The sequence below is a fragment of the Companilactobacillus huachuanensis genome, from assembly GCF_005404815.1.
Lineage (GTDB): Bacteria > Bacillota > Bacilli > Lactobacillales > Lactobacillaceae > Companilactobacillus > Companilactobacillus huachuanensis.
On the sequence record NZ_BJDF01000024.1, the window covers coordinates 1 to 16,408 of the forward strand.

Genomic DNA, 16,408 nt, shown 5'->3' on the forward strand with positions numbered 1-16,408 from the left:
CAGGCGAATTCCAGAAATGGAACAATTAAAACAAGAAGTAGCAGCATGGTGTAGTGAACGTAATGCTAAAAATTTATCAATAGATTGGCAATTCACAACAGCAGATGCACGTATAAAATTACATTCACTTTATCCAAAACTTGAAGGTTGATTAAATATAAATATGAGAGCTACTCCCCACTAGTTTATTTTTTTAACGACAGTAATAATAAAACGGCAAACGAATACTTATGATTATTTAAATAAGTAAGCTCTAGACATGTAACGAGAACGGTTATATTGTTTGTTCACTTTTCAACCTTTAGTTCCTATAACTGAGGGTTGAAGTTTTAGTTAAATATGCCGTTTCCAACTAATTTATTTTTATGGCAGAACAATAAAATGAAGACCTCTGATTATTTAAATAAATTAGCTTCAGAACCGTAACAACAATAGTTATATTAATTTTTCACCCTTCAATCTTGGAACTTATAATTAAAAACCTAAAATAATTAAATTTTCTTTTATTCCAAAATATCAGAACTCGCAATCCTATACTGTCATTGCTATACAGCAATGATTAAAAATTAAAAAATAGGTCAATTTTGTCAATAAAAATGCTTACAATAAAATTGATAATTTGCATAAGAAAATTATATTTGTTACGGTTATGTAGGCCGCTGTTATTTACATTGTTTAAATAATAGCTTTTTTATTTTCATATAATGCATACTTCACAGCAAGTATGCATTTTCAATTCCAAGAATGGGGGATTTAATGAGTACTCAAAAAAGTACAAAAGTAGAAGTCAAAAACTTAACAAAAATTTTTGGTAAACATATTAATAAAGCCAGAGAGTTAAGCCGTCAAGGAAAAGATAAAACAGAAATACTTAAAGAGACAGGTGCCACGATTGGTGTGGATCAAGCAAGTTTTAAAATTTATGATGGTGAAATTTTTGTCATCATGGGTCTATCCGGTAGTGGTAAGTCAACTTTAGTTAGAATGATCAATCGTTTGATTGAGCCTACTGAAGGTGAGGTTTTGATCGACGGTGAGAACTTGATGAAGATCGATAAAAAAGAGCTTCGTGAAGTTCGTCGTAAGAAAATGAGCATGGTTTTTCAAAATTTTGGATTATTACCTAATCGAACAGTTTTGGAAAATACTGAATATGGATTGGAAATTCAAGGAGTCGATAAGACGACACGTGAACAAAAGGCCAATGAGGCCCTTGAGACTGTTGGGATCACCGGCTATAACGATGAGTATCCTGACCAATTATCAGGTGGTATGCAACAGCGTGTGGGATTGGCTCGTGCTTTAGCCAATGATCCTGAAATTTTATTGATGGACGAAGCTTTTTCAGCTCTTGATCCGTTGAACAGAACTGATATGCAGGATCAGTTATTGGATATCCAAGAAAGATTACACAAGACAATCATCTTTATCAGTCATGATTTGAATGAAGCTTTAAAGATTGGTGACAGAATCATGATTATGAAGGATGCCAAGGTAATTCAAACTGGTACTCCAGAAGATATTTTGACGCATCCAGCTAACGAATATGTTGAAGAATTTATTGAAAATGTTGACCGTAGTAAAGTTCTTACTGCCGGAAACGTAATGATTCGGCCAACCATTGTTAATATCGAAAAAGCGGGTCCACGTTTAGCCTTGAAGATGATGAAGGATACTGAAGTTTCAACTGCTTATGTAGTTGATAGTCGCCGTAACTTACTCGGAATCGTCGATGCTAATGATGTGATTAAACTGGTGCGAGATAAGAATGGCGATTTAACATCGATCGTTCAAACAAAAGTTCCAACAACTTCGGAAGATACGCCTATCTCTGATTTGATGGATGATATTTCACAAACTGGAATTCCATTTGCTGTTATCAACGATAAGAAGCAATTATTGGGAATTATCGTGCGTGGTGCTGTACTTGGTGCCTTAGCAGGGAATGAGGTGAGTGATTTTGAATAGTCTAATTTTAGGAAGTATTCCACAATTACCATTAGCTCACTGGATCGACAATTTCGTCGACTGGTTGGTGCAATTCACAGGATTTTTCAACGCAATAACTAATTTTATCGGCTCAATCAATAATGCCTTTCAATGGGTCTTTGACCTAATTCCAATCTGGTTATTTATCGTTTTAGTTTTAGCGTTAACATTTTATGTCAATCGTGATAAACAAAACTGGGGCTTACTGATATTTGAGCTTCTCGGTTTATTGATGATTTGGAATTTAGATTTCTGGCGTGATATGACGCAAACATTGACGTTAGTATTGACGTCTAGTCTGATTGCCTTGGTAATCGGGATTCCATTGGGTATCTTGATGGCTAAGAGCCACACAGCTGAAATTATTTTAAAACCAATTCTTGATTTCATGCAGACAATGCCAGCTTTTGTTTACCTGATTCCAGCGGTTGCATTATTTGGTATTGGGATGGTTCCAGGTATTGTTGCGTCTGTTATCTTCGCTATGCCACCAACGGTTAGAATGACAAATATGGGTATTCGAGAAGTTCCTAATGAACTGATTGAAGCTGCCGATTCTTTTGGATCGACTGAATGGCAAAAGCTATTTAAAGTTGAATTACCGCTTGCTAAAACAAGTTTGATGGCTGGGGTTAACCAAAGTATGATGCTTTCATTATCAATGGTTGTTATCGCCTCAATGATTGGTGCCATGGGCTTAGGAACCAAAGTTTACTTTGCCGTTGGTAGAAATGATGCTGGTAATGGATTTGCTGCAGGTTTGGCTATCGTTATCCTGGCAATAATTTTGGATCGTTTGACACAATCATTAACGAGATCACACAGAAAATAATAGGAGGGATTATTTGAAGAAACAAAAGTTTATTAAACTTTTCTTACTAGCTTTGCTGATTATCCCAATTATTTCCGCCTGCAGTTCTCAAACTGCTCCATACAATAATAAAGAAAAATTGGGATCACAGGTCAACTATACGATTACCGGTATTGATGCTGGTGCTGGTATCATGTCATCAACACAGACTGCTTTGAAGTCATATGGATTGGACAAAGATAACTGGCAATTACAGACTAGTTCGACAGCTGCCATGACTAGTACTTTGGACAAAGCTATTCAAGACAAACGTCCTATTGTCGTTACTGGTTGGCAGCCACATTGGATGTTTACTAAATATCCAATCAAGTTTTTGAAGGATCCGAAAAATGTCTATGGTAAGGCTGAACACATCAACACTATTGTTCGTAAAGGATTAAAAACAGACAAACCAGAAGCATATAAAATTTTAGATCGTTTTCATTGGACTCCGGCTCAAATGTCAAAAGTTATGTTGAAGGTCAATGACGGAATGGACCCTGAGAAAGCCGCTAAACAGTGGATCAAGGCCAATCCTAAATTGGTTGGTGAATGGACTAAAGGGGTCAAAAAGGTTCATGGTCAATCACTGAAGATGACTTATGTGGCCTGGGATTCTGAAATTGCTTCAACGAATGTGATTGCTCAAGTTTTGAGAAATCAAGGTTACAAGGTGACGATTCAAGCGATGGAGATTCAACCAGTTTGGGCCTCAATCGCAACCGGAGCTGCTGATGCACAGGTCAGTGCTTGGTTACCTAAGACTTCGGGCCTCTTCTATAAGGATTACAAAGGCAGGTTTGATGATTTGGGACCTAATTTGAATGGAGCTAAAGTTGGTTTAGCAGTGCCAAAATATATGACTAATATTAATTCCATTGAAGATTTGAAAAATAAGTAAAATAAATAAAAATCGGAATAAATTCCGACTTTTTTTGTATCAAAGTTATTGTTTCACGTAGTATTGGAATATTTTTTGGGGCTTTATATTGTATATATCATATGAAATAACATTTATATACAATACGAACTTCTACAAGAATTTATCGAACAATGACATGACATAAACTAGGGTATATAATAATTGTATCTTAATAATATATAAAATATTTATATAGGGGCGATGGCGTGGATATACAGACGTTTATTGATAAAAGAAAAGAGCTTGGTCTCTCCCAGAAGGAATTGAGTAACGGAATCTGTACACAGGCAACTTTGAGTAAGTTTGAAAATAACGGTAAGATACCATCACTGAAAATATTAATTCAATTGTGTAATCGTCTAGGTTTATCACTAGATAGCATTATTGGGGTAACCGATAGTAAGAGCCAACAAGTAATTAAACAAATGAATAAAGCTGAATTTAACTTAATTATTCAAGAGTATGATGATTCTTGGCAGATTATTAATGCAATCAACGTTGATGACTTAGAACATGATAAAGATGCTCTGATGCAGTATTACTATTTAAAAGGTTATTTAAATGTTTTGGATGGCGGAGATCTGTTTGATGCAGTATTTGACTTTAATCGAATTTTGTCGGAATTAGATGCTCAGGGGGAAACAATTTTTAGCTTCTTGTCATTTGTTGGCATGGGAATGGTTTATGCCAAGCAAGGTGATGACAGCAAGAGTGAATATTACTTTAGTAAAGTTTTTAATGATATTTATACGATGTCAATTGATGATGTGTCGAAAATTTGGCGTTATATCAATATTATTTTCTACTGTGCATTGTATTATTCCGAACGTAATGATTTGGAGTCCGCAAATGCGTTGCTAAAATATGGTGTTAAGGTCTGTTCAGAAAATCATGTTACTTACTATATTGCGAGAATCTATGCCCAGTTAGCCATGAACGAAAGTCGCGTTAATGGTAGTAATAAGAAAGTACGTGGATATATGAATAAGGCTTTGGTATTTTCTGAATTTAATCAGAATACTAAAGAGATTGAAGTTATAAAACGCTGGGTTGCCAGCAATAAGCTTTAGAGTGGGACAAGAAATGGTCAACCTTTGATCATTAAAACAAAGAGGCACTGCAATCCAATTTTGGATTGCAGTGCCTCTTTGGGGTAGAAAAAAAGTTATGATTTGTCGCAGGTTTATACTTCGTGTTTAATGATATTTCAATCTATTTTTATTTTATATACAAGGTGCTAGTTAGTGAATAAGAACTGAATTATGTGGTACTGACCTATTTGTCGTTCAAGAAGAAATGAGCACAATTATTTTTGTGCCAAATTATGCACTTAGTCATGAAAACGTTGCCCGTTTCGACTGATATTGATATACAATATCAATAAAAGGGGAGGTATGTAATATGAGATTTATACAATTGAAAAAAAACCCTAATGCAATAATTCGTAAGAGACTTCATAAGTCAGGTAAGAATTGGGTTGTTGCGTCTGCTTTATCTATAGCTGGAGGTATTATACTTTTTGGTACAACAAATTTAACCACAGTTAATGCAGCTATTAGTACAGATGACACTCAACAAACCACAGTACAAAGTACAAATACTGACAATGATAATGATAGTAATAGTAATAGTAATAGTAATAGTAATACTAACGCTAAGTTACAGGATGCAGTAAATAATTCTAGTCAAACCCAAAGTCAGCAGAGTTCGATTGCTAACAATGATAATCAAGATACACAGGGTAATGAATCAAGAGTAGCTACTTCTGATGTTCAAACGCAAAATACGCAAACACAGAATGCACAAACACAAAATATTCAATCACAAGTAACAACGCCGAACATGTTATCCAATCAACAGAATAATACTGTTAATACACAGGCACAGTCATTGGCACCTGTTACACCAGTGGTGGAGAATACTAATGTTCAATCAGATAATATTTCTGAGAACAATGGAATTCTGACAATTAATGGTGGTACTTTAGAATCCGATTCAAAGGGGAATAGCCCTTTGGCAGCTTATAAGGATACTACGACGGAAGTTAACTTTGCTGGTAAAGTTACTGCTGGCTCTAGTTTGGAAAATCTATTTAATGGTTTTTCAAATCTAACTAAAGTTGATAATTTGAATAACTTGGATACGTCTAACGTCACTGATTATTCATTTATGTTTGCTAATTGTACTAGTTTGACTTCCTTGGATGTTTCTAATTTTAAGACAACAGTTGATACAGGAACTAAATTGGAAAGTATGTTTCAGGAGGATAAGAATTTAGCGACAATCAATATGACTGGATTTACAGTTCCTAATGTAACAACTATACAATCGATGTTTCGAACTGATAATGCCTTGACCAGTGTGGATTTGTCAGGCTTGGATACATCTGCGGTAAAAATGTTTTTAGAAATGTTTATGAACTGTACGAGTTTAACTAATCTGGATTTGACCCATACTAACATGATGGGTGCGAAAGATTATATAAATAATGGCAAAGGTAATGGTACACACTTCATGTTGAGTGGTACTAAATTGAAGTCAATAACTGTTAATCAGAATGATATTTTAAAAGATACATGGTTGCAAGATAATTGGAGTGAAACTGATTCTGGTGGAGTAGTCTGGGGTGCAAATGGTTGGGTAGATACATCTAATCCTGATAACCCGCTTTCAAACGAGGGTTTATATGAATTGTATGATGGAACCCATGATACTGATAAAACAACGTGGACTGTTAATCTCAAGCACATGGTTACATTTAAAATCGAGTATCAGTATAATGCCAAAAATGAAAAGGATAGTCATAAGGATATTAGTAAGAATTCTGTTACCGGAGTTGAAGGAAAAACAGTGACTTTAACAGAAGATTGGAAAGGGCATTCTGGCTATACCGATTACCCTGGATTTGAGAGCACTGACGCTGCTTTGGAAGCAATTGGCAACATAGTTACAGTACCTATGTATTCAGCTGACAGTATTCCAATTGTACCAGTGGTCGTTTCGCCGATTGATCCTGCGCTTATTGATATAACAGAACAGGAAGAAAGCGGAAGTGTAATTGGTAAATCCCAGATTGAAGCACTGCTACCTAATGCAGGTAGACCTCAGTATTTTGATACTAGTGATAATCAGGATGCAATGAGCAAATTTGCATTTAATCGAGAGCTTAATCTTGATAAAACAATGATTACGGGATTGGGAGATGTGATCGTAGGAGATCCAGATGATCCTTCGTATGCTGCTTTGAATAATATTAGTTTGACTGATTTAATAACTAATCAGACAGCACAGGAAAATGGTTTACAGTTAAGTGATGATGTCACACTAGAAAGTCTTTCAAAGAGTATTGCTAGTTTTCTTAGTTCAACGTATAGTGTTGCACCGGATCCGGCTGACGTGGTTTCAATAACAGCGGTATACAAACCTGTAAAGAGCAGTGGCGGATCTGGCTCAGGTTCAAATACTACCTCTCCGGATACTGGTACCACAACAACTATCGATCAAACTATTTCAACCTTTAAGGATCAACCAGCAGTACAACTGTATGATGTAGATGGCAAAGCTATAGATGGTCAAACATTGGCACCAGACACTGGTTGGAAAAATGATAAGCAACTTACACTTAATGGAATAACATATTACCGTGTTGGCACTAACCAGTGGGTCAAGGCTGATGATGTTTATGTTTATACGGCAAATAAAGTGTATGTACGTGTATATCAAGGTGATACAGGAATTCTAGTTAATGCTGAGGGTAAAACCTTGAATCGTGCATTGAGAGCTGGTTCAGATTGGGTATCTGATAGAACAGCCACTATTAATGGCACAAAATATTACCGAGTCGCTACTAATGAATTTGTCAGTGCCGATAGTATATATGAGTATGAATATGATGAAATAATAGTTCATACTAATCAACAAACAAATTTGTATGATGAACGTGGCAATACTTTAACAAATAATTTACCCGCTAATGCTAGTTATAAGGTAGATAGAACCGTAAACATTGGTGGTATTGGGTATTATCGTGTTGCAACAGATGAATTTGTACGGATGGATTCTGTTACTGTTCAATAGAAATTATTAAAAATCGACCGAGAGGTTGATTTTTTTTTTGGAATAAATCATTATAGCTACCTACTAAAGGTTGAAAGATGCCGTTTCCAGAGCTGAGAGTATTCAATTGCTGCGCGGAACGGCCCGAGCCAAGGTGCGGTCTCGGACCTCGGTTGAAGACTCGCAAAATCCGCGAGTCTTCAAATAACAATGTTTATATTAATTTTCGTCTTTCAACCTTCAGTTACCTATAATTACTCTTAAATTCTGCTTAGTAATTACAAATAATACTGATAATTTGTTAAGATAGTTTAATAAATTATCATTTGTAAATATTCTAGCTGGAGGGTGTTAATGATTTTTACCCGCAATGGAGGTGAAGTTAGGACTTTAGTCCTTACTTCACGGGACGTGTTTGGAGACTTACCGGGTTGTGGAAGGCTTCAAACCGAGGTTCGAGACCGTTTCTCAGGCTCGGACCGGTCCCCATAGCGGGTAAAAATCATTAACACCCGGAAGCGGCAGTGAAAAATAAACTTCGGGGGATTCGCATGTGGAAATAAATCGTCGAAATGTTATTAGGTATGGCCTGATTGTCGTACTTGTTTTAGTTGGCTTAATCTATCCTGGTCAAATCTATAATATCTTTTTAAGTCTGCTCAGTATCATGTTGCCACTGATCCTAGGTGGGGTATTGGCCTATGTTTTGAATATTTTGGTTGTTAAATTGGAAAAGCACTTTTTTCCCAATACTAAATTAAAATGGCTAAAGAATAGTCGTCGTGGAATTGTGATCCTGATTACTTTGGTAATTGTTATCTTGGTTATGACGGGTGTCTTTCGTTTGGTATTGCCACAGTTTATCCGGGCACTGATGGAATTTTTCAAGTCAATTCCAGCCTTATTCTCAGATATTTCAAAGTTGGCGGAAAAAATAAACAGTCATTCGGCGGTACCTGACCAATTGAAAGGTATCGATGTTGATTGGACATCAGTTCAAACAAAAGTTATGAAATTTTTGACAACAGGCGTTAGTGGCTTGTTTGGTTCTACGTTTAAAATCGTTACTAGCTTAGGTAAAGGTATTTTCAATTTTATTTTGGCTATCACGTTTGCAATTTACACTCTGGCAACTAAAGAAAAGTTGATTGCTCAAGTTAACAAGGCTGGCCGAGCTTTTATTAAAGAAAATACCCGTAAGAAAATCAAATATGTTTTAGATATTACTAATAATATGTTCAGCAGTTTTATTGTTGGACAAGTAACCGAAGCAATTATTCTTGGGACACTTTGCGCCCTAGGAATGTTACTATTCAAGTTTCCCTATGCTTTATCAGTCGGTGCATTCGTTGGAATCACGTCGTTAGTACCAATTTTTGGTGCTTGGGCAGGTGGGGTAGTTGGATTCTTGTTGATTGTAGTAGATTCACCATTACAAGCAGTTTTGTTCGTGATTTTTATCATCGTCTTACAACAGTTGGAAAGTAACTTGATTTATCCCCGTGTGGTCGGGACATCAATTGGCCTACCAGGAATTTGGGTTTTAGCAGCCATCACAGTTGGTGGTGGACTTGGTGGCATCGTAGGAATGTTATTAGGTGTGCCTGTAGCTGCAACAATTTATCAATTGTTTAAGAATGAAGCAAATCGTCGTTTAGAAAATCAAGCTAAGGTATAATTGACGAAATTACACAAGGAGAGATTAGTGTGTGGAATAACTATTTTGGATTTGTGATAACTTTTGTTGCCGTCTTTACCTTAGTACCTTACCTGACATCATTGATAACTTCATGGTTAGGTCATTTGTCCAAAGTTATCTTAGTTGATAATTTGGGTAATAATAGTCAGTTAGTCGTGGGTGGACTCGGAGTAATCATTCACGAGTTGGGACATGCCATGTTTGCGTACTTATTTGGACATAAAGTGACCCATGTCCAACTACTGAATTTAAATTACCGACAATCTGGAGCCTTGGGGTCAGTCGATCATCGTTGGAATGACCGCAACGTTTATCAGATGCTGGGTAATTTTTTCATTGGATTAGCACCATATTACATGTGCTCAATGGCATTGTTTTTATTACAAAAATATTTGTTAAATGCTCAATTTAGTATCAGTTCCCTGACACAGAGTTTGAATGTCAATACGACTTTATCAGCTAGCATGATTTTTGATTCAGTTCTGGATAATTTGAAATCAAGTTTTGCTAATGCTTCATGGGGGATGATAATTATCTATATTATTTTGACAATTATGATTGCCAGTACTGGGTATGATTTGAGCCGTAACGATTTCATGACAGTGAATAAAGGCATTTTGCCATGGGTCGTCACATTGATAGTGTTCGGATCAATTTTTTATGTTTTTAATTTAAGAACGGCAATAATTAGTGGTTCAGTGTACTTTATTGCCTTTTCGGTCTTGTTCATGTTTCATGCCATTCTCAGTATTGTCTTGTCGATGGGTGTAATTAAAGTGTTGGGATTTTTTAATTAGGTATATGCCGTTTCCAGAGCTGAGAGTCTTCAACACGCCCGGTGGTGTAATTGCTGAAGCAATAACGCCACTTTCGCTGCAAATGAATACTCTCAGCTCTTCCAACTAATTTTTTTATGGTGGGGACAATAAAATGAAGACCCTTGATTATTTAAATAAATTATTTCTAGGTCTGTAAAAATAATGGTTATATTAATTCTTTACCATTCTTTACCTTTCAGATAATTCGAATAAAAAGCCCTTGAGACTATGTTCTCAAAGGCTTTTATTTGAATTTTTAGTGAATTTGAATCATATTAAAGTTTGAGGTGTTAATTATGAGTCATAAAAGAGTTCATTTCGCATTTGGGGCGTACGGGATTATTTCAGCTAACAATAAATTATTAGTTATCGGTAAGAATGCTGGTCCCTATGTTAAAAGATATGATTTACCCGGTGGCAGTCTGGATGAGGGGGAGTCCTTGAGTGAAGCGGTCGTTCGTGAAGTTAGGGAAGAAACTGGATTAGAAACGTTACATTTTCAACAATTGGGGACGATTAGCTTTATTTATCCGTGGACGTATCAACATTTTACTTGGAATAATCACGTCTGCACATTTTATCTGATTGACGATTATTCCGGTACTCCACGTATAAAAAATGAGCAATTTATCGGTCAAGACGCCATTGGTTCCAAGTGGAAAGATATTGAGGATTTGAATTTGGAAAACAGTTCTCCATTAGTTTTGAAAGCCAAAGAGTTTATTTTGCTGAAAAAATTTGTAGCAACCGATACGAAATATACTCACTGGAATGTCCTACATTAAATTGCCGGATGAGTCATTTTGATATGAGGCGTGTGATTGAATAGGAATGTTTTACCGTGGCTCTCAAAATCAAACTTCTTATAAAAATCTTGAACTTGTATTTGGGCTTCGATTTCAATTTCTTTATTAGGAAAGTTGTGTTGAACCGCAGTTAAAATATAATCCATTAATTCTTTGCCCAAGCCGCGGTTGCGATACTTTAGGTCAGTGACTACACGTCCGAAAGTAACATTATTTCCTTGTGGGAATACACGAGCGTAAGCAGCCACCTTGCCATCGATCATGTTGAAAATATGGATGGCTTCCAAGTCATGTTCATCGACTTCTTGATAAATTCGTTCTTGATCAACAACGAAAATTTTAGTTCTGAGATAAAGAATTTCATAAAGTTCTTTGGTAGTTAGTTCTGAAAAAGTTTTTGTTTCCCACATAGTGGTGCCTACTTTCTAGTAAAGAGTAATTTGTCTAATATAGCCATGGATTGGAAGAATTGTTGCTGCTCAGTTGTTGATAAGTCAGCTAACAAATCCTTGATCTGTTGGTCGGAACGTTCGTCTAATTCTTTAACCATTTTTTGACCATCAGTAGTTAAACTCAGTTCAACTGAACGCGAATCAGTGGCCGACGGAGATTTTCTGATGAGATTATTTTTTTCAAAACGGTTGAGAATTCGGCTGGTGTAACTCTTATCGAGATCCAAATTAGTGGCGACTTCGATAGGGGTTTTATCATTATTGAAAGAAATTTCTAGTAGAACCCGGCCTTCAGTCCAGCTGAGAGGAGTATTGAGAACTTTCTTATTCATGATACCAAGCAGTTTGGTGTAATCTCGGTTAAAGTTTCTAATGGAAGATATCTCGGATTTATCTAGCAAATAATTCATCTCCTAAAGGTTAATGGAATTTATTATAGCATTTTAGTGGACAAAGTCCACTACATTGTCAAAAAAGAACAAACTAAAAATCAAAGCAAATTGATTCTTAGTTTGTTCTTTTGCATTTTATTAAAATATTTAAATACTGAAAGATGAAAACTTAATATAACAGTGGTTAAAACAGAAGTTTCAGTGATAATTATTTATTAATTATATATAAATCTGAAGGTTGAAAGGTGAAAAAGTGATATAAACGTTGTAGTTACAGACCTAGAGCTAATTTATTTAAAGCCCGATTTAAATAATCAAAAATCTTAATTTATTGTTCCTGCCATTAAAAAAATAAATTAGTTGGAAGAGCTGAGAGTATTCATTTGCAGCGAAAGTGGCGTTATTGCTTCAGCAATTACACCACCGGGCGCGTTGAAGACTCGCGGGTTTTGCGAGGCTTCAACCGAGGTCCGAGACCGCTTCCCAGGCTCGGGCCGTTCCGCGCAGCAATTGAATACTCTCAGCTCTGGAAACGGCATCCTTCAATAACCTAAATTAGTCTGTAAATGCTTGATTCAACTTATTCAAGTCGCCATCGTTAAACTTAATATCATCAAGTTGTTCTGATTTATCATGCATAATATTAGTAATCTTCTCAGTTACAGCATCGACAGTATTTTGATCAGAATCTTCTGGGAACATGCCCACAATCAAGTAGTCGATAGGTGTTTTGTCATTGCCCCAAGCAACAGGTGTCTTAAATGTCAACATCATTGTGTGGACCCGACTCTTCTTTTCACTGGTTGCGTACATGAATACGGCACGGTTTTCGATAATAATATTACCAGCGGCTGCACTAGCAAAAATACTGCTTTGAATATTTTGTTTATCAACACTGAACTCGTCGGCGGCTTTTTCAGCGGCTAACTTTAAGGCACTTAATTGATTGTTATCTTGTAATTCAATATTTGCTGTTGTGTGGTTCTTTCTAAAAATTTTAAACATAATGGTTATCTCCCTTGCATTTTTTTCAATTCAACGAAGTAGTTTGACATGTCTTAACTTCTCTACACAAAGTATGATATTCTATCGAACGCGTTTCATAGCAAGGGAAAAGTGAAATTTTTTTTAAGAGGAATACAAATTATTGCTGGGACGGTTGATTTCTGGGTATTTATCGTTCAAAAAAAGATAGGCGTCTTGGACTTTTTTAGGAATATTAACGTGGCTGATATAGTTCTTGCCCCGGGGACCATAACCATTAACATCATCGGTTAATCGAGGAATTTCACCCATCAAAAGCTTCATATATCTTTCGGGTGCCCACATACCAGGAATTTCTTTGGCAAAAGATACCTTTTGATTTTTTATTATCAATTGATTTTGATAGGTGGCAAAATTAATTATTTGCACGTCGGCTACAACGTATTTCTTCAAGCAAGCTGACATTCTTTTTTGCATTGTTGCATCCTGAGCCAAGATAATTGATTGAAAATTGACCTGCTCATTTTTTAGAAGGTCCAACATGTAGGTGATGTTATTGCCACAGTTAGTCGATTCAGTTTCTAAATAATCTACTTGAAGATTGAATCGTTTCTTCAATAACGCTGCAAAAATATCAGCCTCCTGCATTTGACTAGTAGCAATGTCAGGATATTGCTTAGCAACAGTTTGTTGTAAAGTGGCCGTTGTGTGACCGAATCCACCAACTATGATATATTTTTTTGCGATTTTATTTTGGATGGCCTTCGCAAGAACGTCAACGCCATAAAGAATACTGCCACCAAATAAAACGAAAACGTCAGACTGAGAAATTCCGTAATTTTGTTGTAGGGAAGTGGCTGTTAATTCAGGAATGTCACGTTGTCCGCAGAATTCACCTAGTATATTAAATGCTTCGATATCCGATTGACTAAGCAAAATGTTTTACTCCTCTGGGAATATCAGTAACATGTTCGACAATGTGTTCAGCACCGGATTCAGCTAGTTCTTTTTTATCACCGAAACCGTAGAGAACCCCAAGTGTATGAGTGTGATTTTCTAAACCACCTTCCATGTCAGTCATTCGGTCACCAATCATTAATGTGTCGACAGCAGAAACCCCGGCATCATCCATGCCATAACGTAGAATGGCCTTTTTAGTGTTGCGGGTAGTCTCGTCGTCAGATGCACCATAAACACCTGAGAAGTACTTATCAAGCCCTAGATGAGGTATCAAAATTTTAACAAGAGATTCAGGTTTAACCGTTGAAACATAAAGCTTGTATCCATCAGCTTGTAATTTGGCGAGCGTTTCTTTCATTTGATCGTAGAGTTTAAGTTGATAAACACCTTTGGTATTGTAGAATTCCTGATAAGTTTTGATGGCCTCTTGGTAACGGGATTTTGGGAAGTCTGGATAATATCTTTCTAGACCGTCTGGTAGGGATGGACCAATAAATTTGGTATAAGTGCTTTTACCTAAATTTTCCATATTCATTTCTTTAGCCATATAATCGAGTGCATTAATGACACCTTCTTGAGTATTGGCTATGGTACCATCAAAATCAAAAAATAAATTTTTCATATTTGTAGTTTCTCCTGTTAAAAAATTAAAACGTCTATTTATAATATAACTTATTTATCGTGAAAATGAGCTGTAAATTAGATGGCAATTTTGATTGTACTTAAATGAATTATTAAAAAAAGTAAAAAAAATTATCAAATTTTTTTTAGTGAGAGAAAACTGATTGTATCGGCGATTATAAACTAAATTTAGTCAATATTTTATTAGAAAAATGAACAAAATATAAACACACAGTTGACAGCGCTTACATTACGGACTATATTGTTGACGTAAACAAAATAAGTAACAACAAAGCAAGAAATAAAGAGCGCTTTGGAAAATGACCTTTTGGCAGTGATGCTATAGGTAATTTCTGAGGTGCTCTTTATTTTTTTTGCACATTTTAGGAGGAATTTTGTTATGGATAAACAAAAACGTATGTCAAGACTATTTGGAAAAGATGGGAAAACTATCATTGTTGCTCTGGATGGATTTGGTTTTTCAAAGAATACTGAGGGTGTTGATTTCAGTGTTAAAAATGTCAAAAATTTATTGAAATATGGTTTAAATGCTGCGTTAGTAACTTATGGTCAAGCTCAAATGTTTGAAGAAGATCTACTTGATGTTCCAACTGTATTACGTGTTGATGGTTCAGTAAATGTATTTGATCCGACAGTACCAGAAACAGCAGAATTTTTTGATGTAACAGATGCATTGAAATTAGGAGCTGACGGTGTTGTTTGTATGACATTTCCTGGAGCAAAGGGACGTGAAGAATTTTCACACAAAATGCTAACTCATTTGGCAAAACAAGGTGAAGAATGGAACATGCCTGTTTTAGCAGAAACATTGCCATACAGTTATCCGGTAATTAGTGAAGAATCAGGAGACCCAATGAATGTACGTACGGGAGCTCGTTTGGGTGCTGAATATGGTGCAGATGTAATTAAAACAAGAATGACAGGTAACGTAGAAACAGATAAGAAGATTGTTGAAAATGCACACCGTCCAGTTGTTGCATTGGGAGGACCAAAGACAAGTAATGAAGAGTATTTCCAATTTGTTCGTAATTTGATGGACGCTGGTGTTAAAGGCATTGCTTGTGGTCGTAATATTACTCAAGATCCCAACCCCGTAGGTAAGGTTGCTGCCTTAGCTGCCATTATTCACGATGACAAGAGCGTAGATGAAGCTATTAAGATTTATAACAAAGTTAAATCAGAAAAGTAGTTTATGTAACCCTAAATTTAATAAGCTTAGGTAGCTGATAAGTCGTTAGACTCACAGACAAAACTTTGTTGAGGTAATTAAAATGTTATTGAATTCAGTCGTTATACCATCGGTTAGAGAAATTAAGTATTTAAGAAAGGCATGTGAAGTCGATTCTCCAATTGTTTTCATCAGTGATACCAATATTGGAAACTTAATGTCACAAGTTGAATTTGTACATAAGCATGGTAAGAAAGTATTCGCTGATTTGGAATTGATTGGTGGATTTAAACCAGATAGTACTGGCATGAAACTTTTAAAAAATATGTATCATTTGGATGGGATTTTCACAACGAATGTAAATGCAGCTCGTATGGCAAATGCTTTAGGAATAATAGTGGTTTACCGATTGTTTATGATTGATTCTCGGTCTTTAAAAAGGTCGGCTAATATTTTGAGAAATAACCACTTTGATACTATAGAAGTTCTCCCGGCTGAATGTGGTGTACAAGAAATTGAACAGTTAACAAAGATGAATGATAAGCATAATTATATTGCTGGCGGTTTTATCAGAGACAAGGCAATGATTAAAGAAATTTTTGATGTAGGAATTTCCGCTGTCACTACAAGTAAGGTTGATTTATGGGAATGATTTAGAAGGGAAGATTCA

At 35.8% G+C, this 16,408-nt stretch carries 15 protein-coding genes and 1 pseudogene; 11 read left to right on the forward strand and 5 right to left on the reverse strand.

Features of this window, described 5'->3' with window-relative positions; genetic code table 11:
* From FFM71_RS13680 to FFM71_RS11575, 9 genes and pseudogenes are all read left to right on the forward strand, one after another.
* Positions 1-151 (forward strand): annotated as a pseudogene (locus FFM71_RS13680) (IS630 family transposase); the annotation flags it as partial.
* Positions 152-756: 605 nt separating this feature from the next.
* Positions 757-1,968: a quaternary amine ABC transporter ATP-binding protein gene (locus FFM71_RS11540; protein ID WP_137612305.1), complete on the forward strand. Its 1,212-nt coding sequence runs from the start codon at positions 757-759 to the stop codon at positions 1,966-1,968.
* On the forward strand, positions 1,961-2,821 hold the full coding sequence (locus tag FFM71_RS11545) for an ABC transporter permease (RefSeq protein ID WP_223876540.1): 861 nt from the start codon (positions 1,961-1,963) through the stop codon (positions 2,819-2,821). The genes FFM71_RS11540 and FFM71_RS11545 overlap by 8 nt, the downstream gene beginning before the upstream one ends.
* A gap of 13 nt (positions 2,822-2,834) precedes the next feature.
* The gene (locus tag FFM71_RS11550; RefSeq protein ID WP_137612306.1) at positions 2,835-3,740 is read left to right on the forward strand and encodes a glycine betaine ABC transporter substrate-binding protein; all 906 of its coding nucleotides are present in this window, start codon (positions 2,835-2,837) and stop codon (positions 3,738-3,740) included.
* A 227-nt stretch (positions 3,741-3,967) separates the two neighbouring features.
* Positions 3,968-4,831, forward strand: a complete 864-nt coding sequence (locus FFM71_RS11555; RefSeq protein WP_137612307.1) for a helix-turn-helix domain-containing protein — start codon at positions 3,968-3,970, stop codon at positions 4,829-4,831.
* 331 nt (positions 4,832-5,162) lie between these two features.
* Positions 5,163-7,838: an SLAP domain-containing protein gene (locus FFM71_RS11560; RefSeq protein WP_137612308.1), complete on the forward strand. Its 2,676-nt coding sequence runs from the start codon at positions 5,163-5,165 to the stop codon at positions 7,836-7,838.
* Between the two features lie 532 nt (positions 7,839-8,370).
* Complete coding sequence (locus FFM71_RS11565) at positions 8,371-9,495, forward strand: AI-2E family transporter (protein ID WP_137612309.1); 1,125 nt, start codon at positions 8,371-8,373, stop codon at positions 9,493-9,495.
* Between the two features lie 29 nt (positions 9,496-9,524).
* Complete coding sequence (locus tag FFM71_RS11570) at positions 9,525-10,313, forward strand: hypothetical protein (protein ID WP_137612310.1); 789 nt, start codon at positions 9,525-9,527, stop codon at positions 10,311-10,313.
* Between the two features lie 317 nt (positions 10,314-10,630).
* Complete coding sequence (locus tag FFM71_RS11575) at positions 10,631-11,119, forward strand: NUDIX hydrolase (RefSeq protein WP_137612311.1); 489 nt, start codon at positions 10,631-10,633, stop codon at positions 11,117-11,119.
* Here FFM71_RS11575 and FFM71_RS11580 read toward each other — a convergent pair.
* From FFM71_RS11580 to FFM71_RS11600, 5 genes are all read right to left on the reverse strand, one after another.
* Entirely contained in the window at positions 11,116-11,550 is a 435-nt protein-coding gene (locus FFM71_RS11580) for a GNAT family N-acetyltransferase (protein ID WP_137612312.1), read from the reverse strand. The genes FFM71_RS11575 and FFM71_RS11580 overlap by 4 nt on opposite strands.
* An 8-nt stretch (positions 11,551-11,558) precedes the next feature.
* Complete coding sequence (locus FFM71_RS11585) at positions 11,559-11,993, reverse strand: MarR family winged helix-turn-helix transcriptional regulator (protein ID WP_137612313.1); 435 nt, start codon at positions 11,991-11,993, stop codon at positions 11,559-11,561.
* A 546-nt stretch (positions 11,994-12,539) separates the two neighbouring features.
* On the reverse strand, positions 12,540-12,989 hold the full coding sequence (locus tag FFM71_RS11590; protein ID WP_137612314.1) for a PTS sugar transporter subunit IIA: 450 nt from the start codon (positions 12,987-12,989) through the stop codon (positions 12,540-12,542).
* Between the two features lie 123 nt (positions 12,990-13,112).
* A complete protein-coding gene (locus tag FFM71_RS11595; RefSeq protein ID WP_171000565.1) occupies positions 13,113-13,904 on the reverse strand; it encodes an ElyC/SanA/YdcF family protein in 792 nt (263 codons plus the stop codon).
* Complete coding sequence (locus FFM71_RS11600; RefSeq protein WP_137612315.1) at positions 13,897-14,550, reverse strand: HAD hydrolase-like protein; 654 nt, start codon at positions 14,548-14,550, stop codon at positions 13,897-13,899. Before FFM71_RS11600 ends, FFM71_RS11595 begins: the two co-directional genes overlap by 8 nt.
* A 399-nt stretch (positions 14,551-14,949) precedes the next feature.
* Between FFM71_RS11600 and FFM71_RS11605 the strand changes: the two genes are divergently transcribed.
* Entirely contained in the window at positions 14,950-15,759 is an 810-nt protein-coding gene (locus FFM71_RS11605) for a class I fructose-bisphosphate aldolase (RefSeq protein ID WP_137612316.1), read from the forward strand.
* 82 nt (positions 15,760-15,841) lie between these two features.
* A complete protein-coding gene (locus FFM71_RS11610) occupies positions 15,842-16,390 on the forward strand; it encodes a glycerol-3-phosphate responsive antiterminator (RefSeq protein WP_137612317.1) in 549 nt (182 codons plus the stop codon).
* Positions 16,391-16,408 lie beyond the last annotated feature (18 nt).

What these genes read in the sequence shown, in the direction of transcription:
- FFM71_RS11575 (WP_137612311.1), top strand. Translation starts at nt 10,631, where the DNA reads ATGAGTCATAAAAGAGTTCATTTCGCATTTGGGGCGTACGGGATTATT.
- FFM71_RS11600 (WP_137612315.1), bottom strand. Translation starts at nt 14,550, where the DNA reads ATGAAAAATTTATTTTTTGATTTTGATGGTACCATAGCCAATACTCAA.
- FFM71_RS11605 (WP_137612316.1), top strand. Translation starts at nt 14,950, where the DNA reads ATGGATAAACAAAAACGTATGTCAAGACTATTTGGAAAAGATGGGAAA.
- FFM71_RS11540 (WP_137612305.1), top strand. Translation starts at nt 757, where the DNA reads ATGAGTACTCAAAAAAGTACAAAAGTAGAAGTCAAAAACTTAACAAAA.
- FFM71_RS11580 (WP_137612312.1), bottom strand. Translation starts at nt 11,550, where the DNA reads ATGTGGGAAACAAAAACTTTTTCAGAACTAACTACCAAAGAACTTTAT.
- FFM71_RS11610 (WP_137612317.1), top strand. Translation starts at nt 15,842, where the DNA reads ATGTTATTGAATTCAGTCGTTATACCATCGGTTAGAGAAATTAAGTAT.
- FFM71_RS11590 (WP_137612314.1), bottom strand. Translation starts at nt 12,989, where the DNA reads ATGTTTAAAATTTTTAGAAAGAACCACACAACAGCAAATATTGAATTA.
- FFM71_RS11560 (WP_137612308.1), top strand. Translation starts at nt 5,163, where the DNA reads ATGAGATTTATACAATTGAAAAAAAACCCTAATGCAATAATTCGTAAG.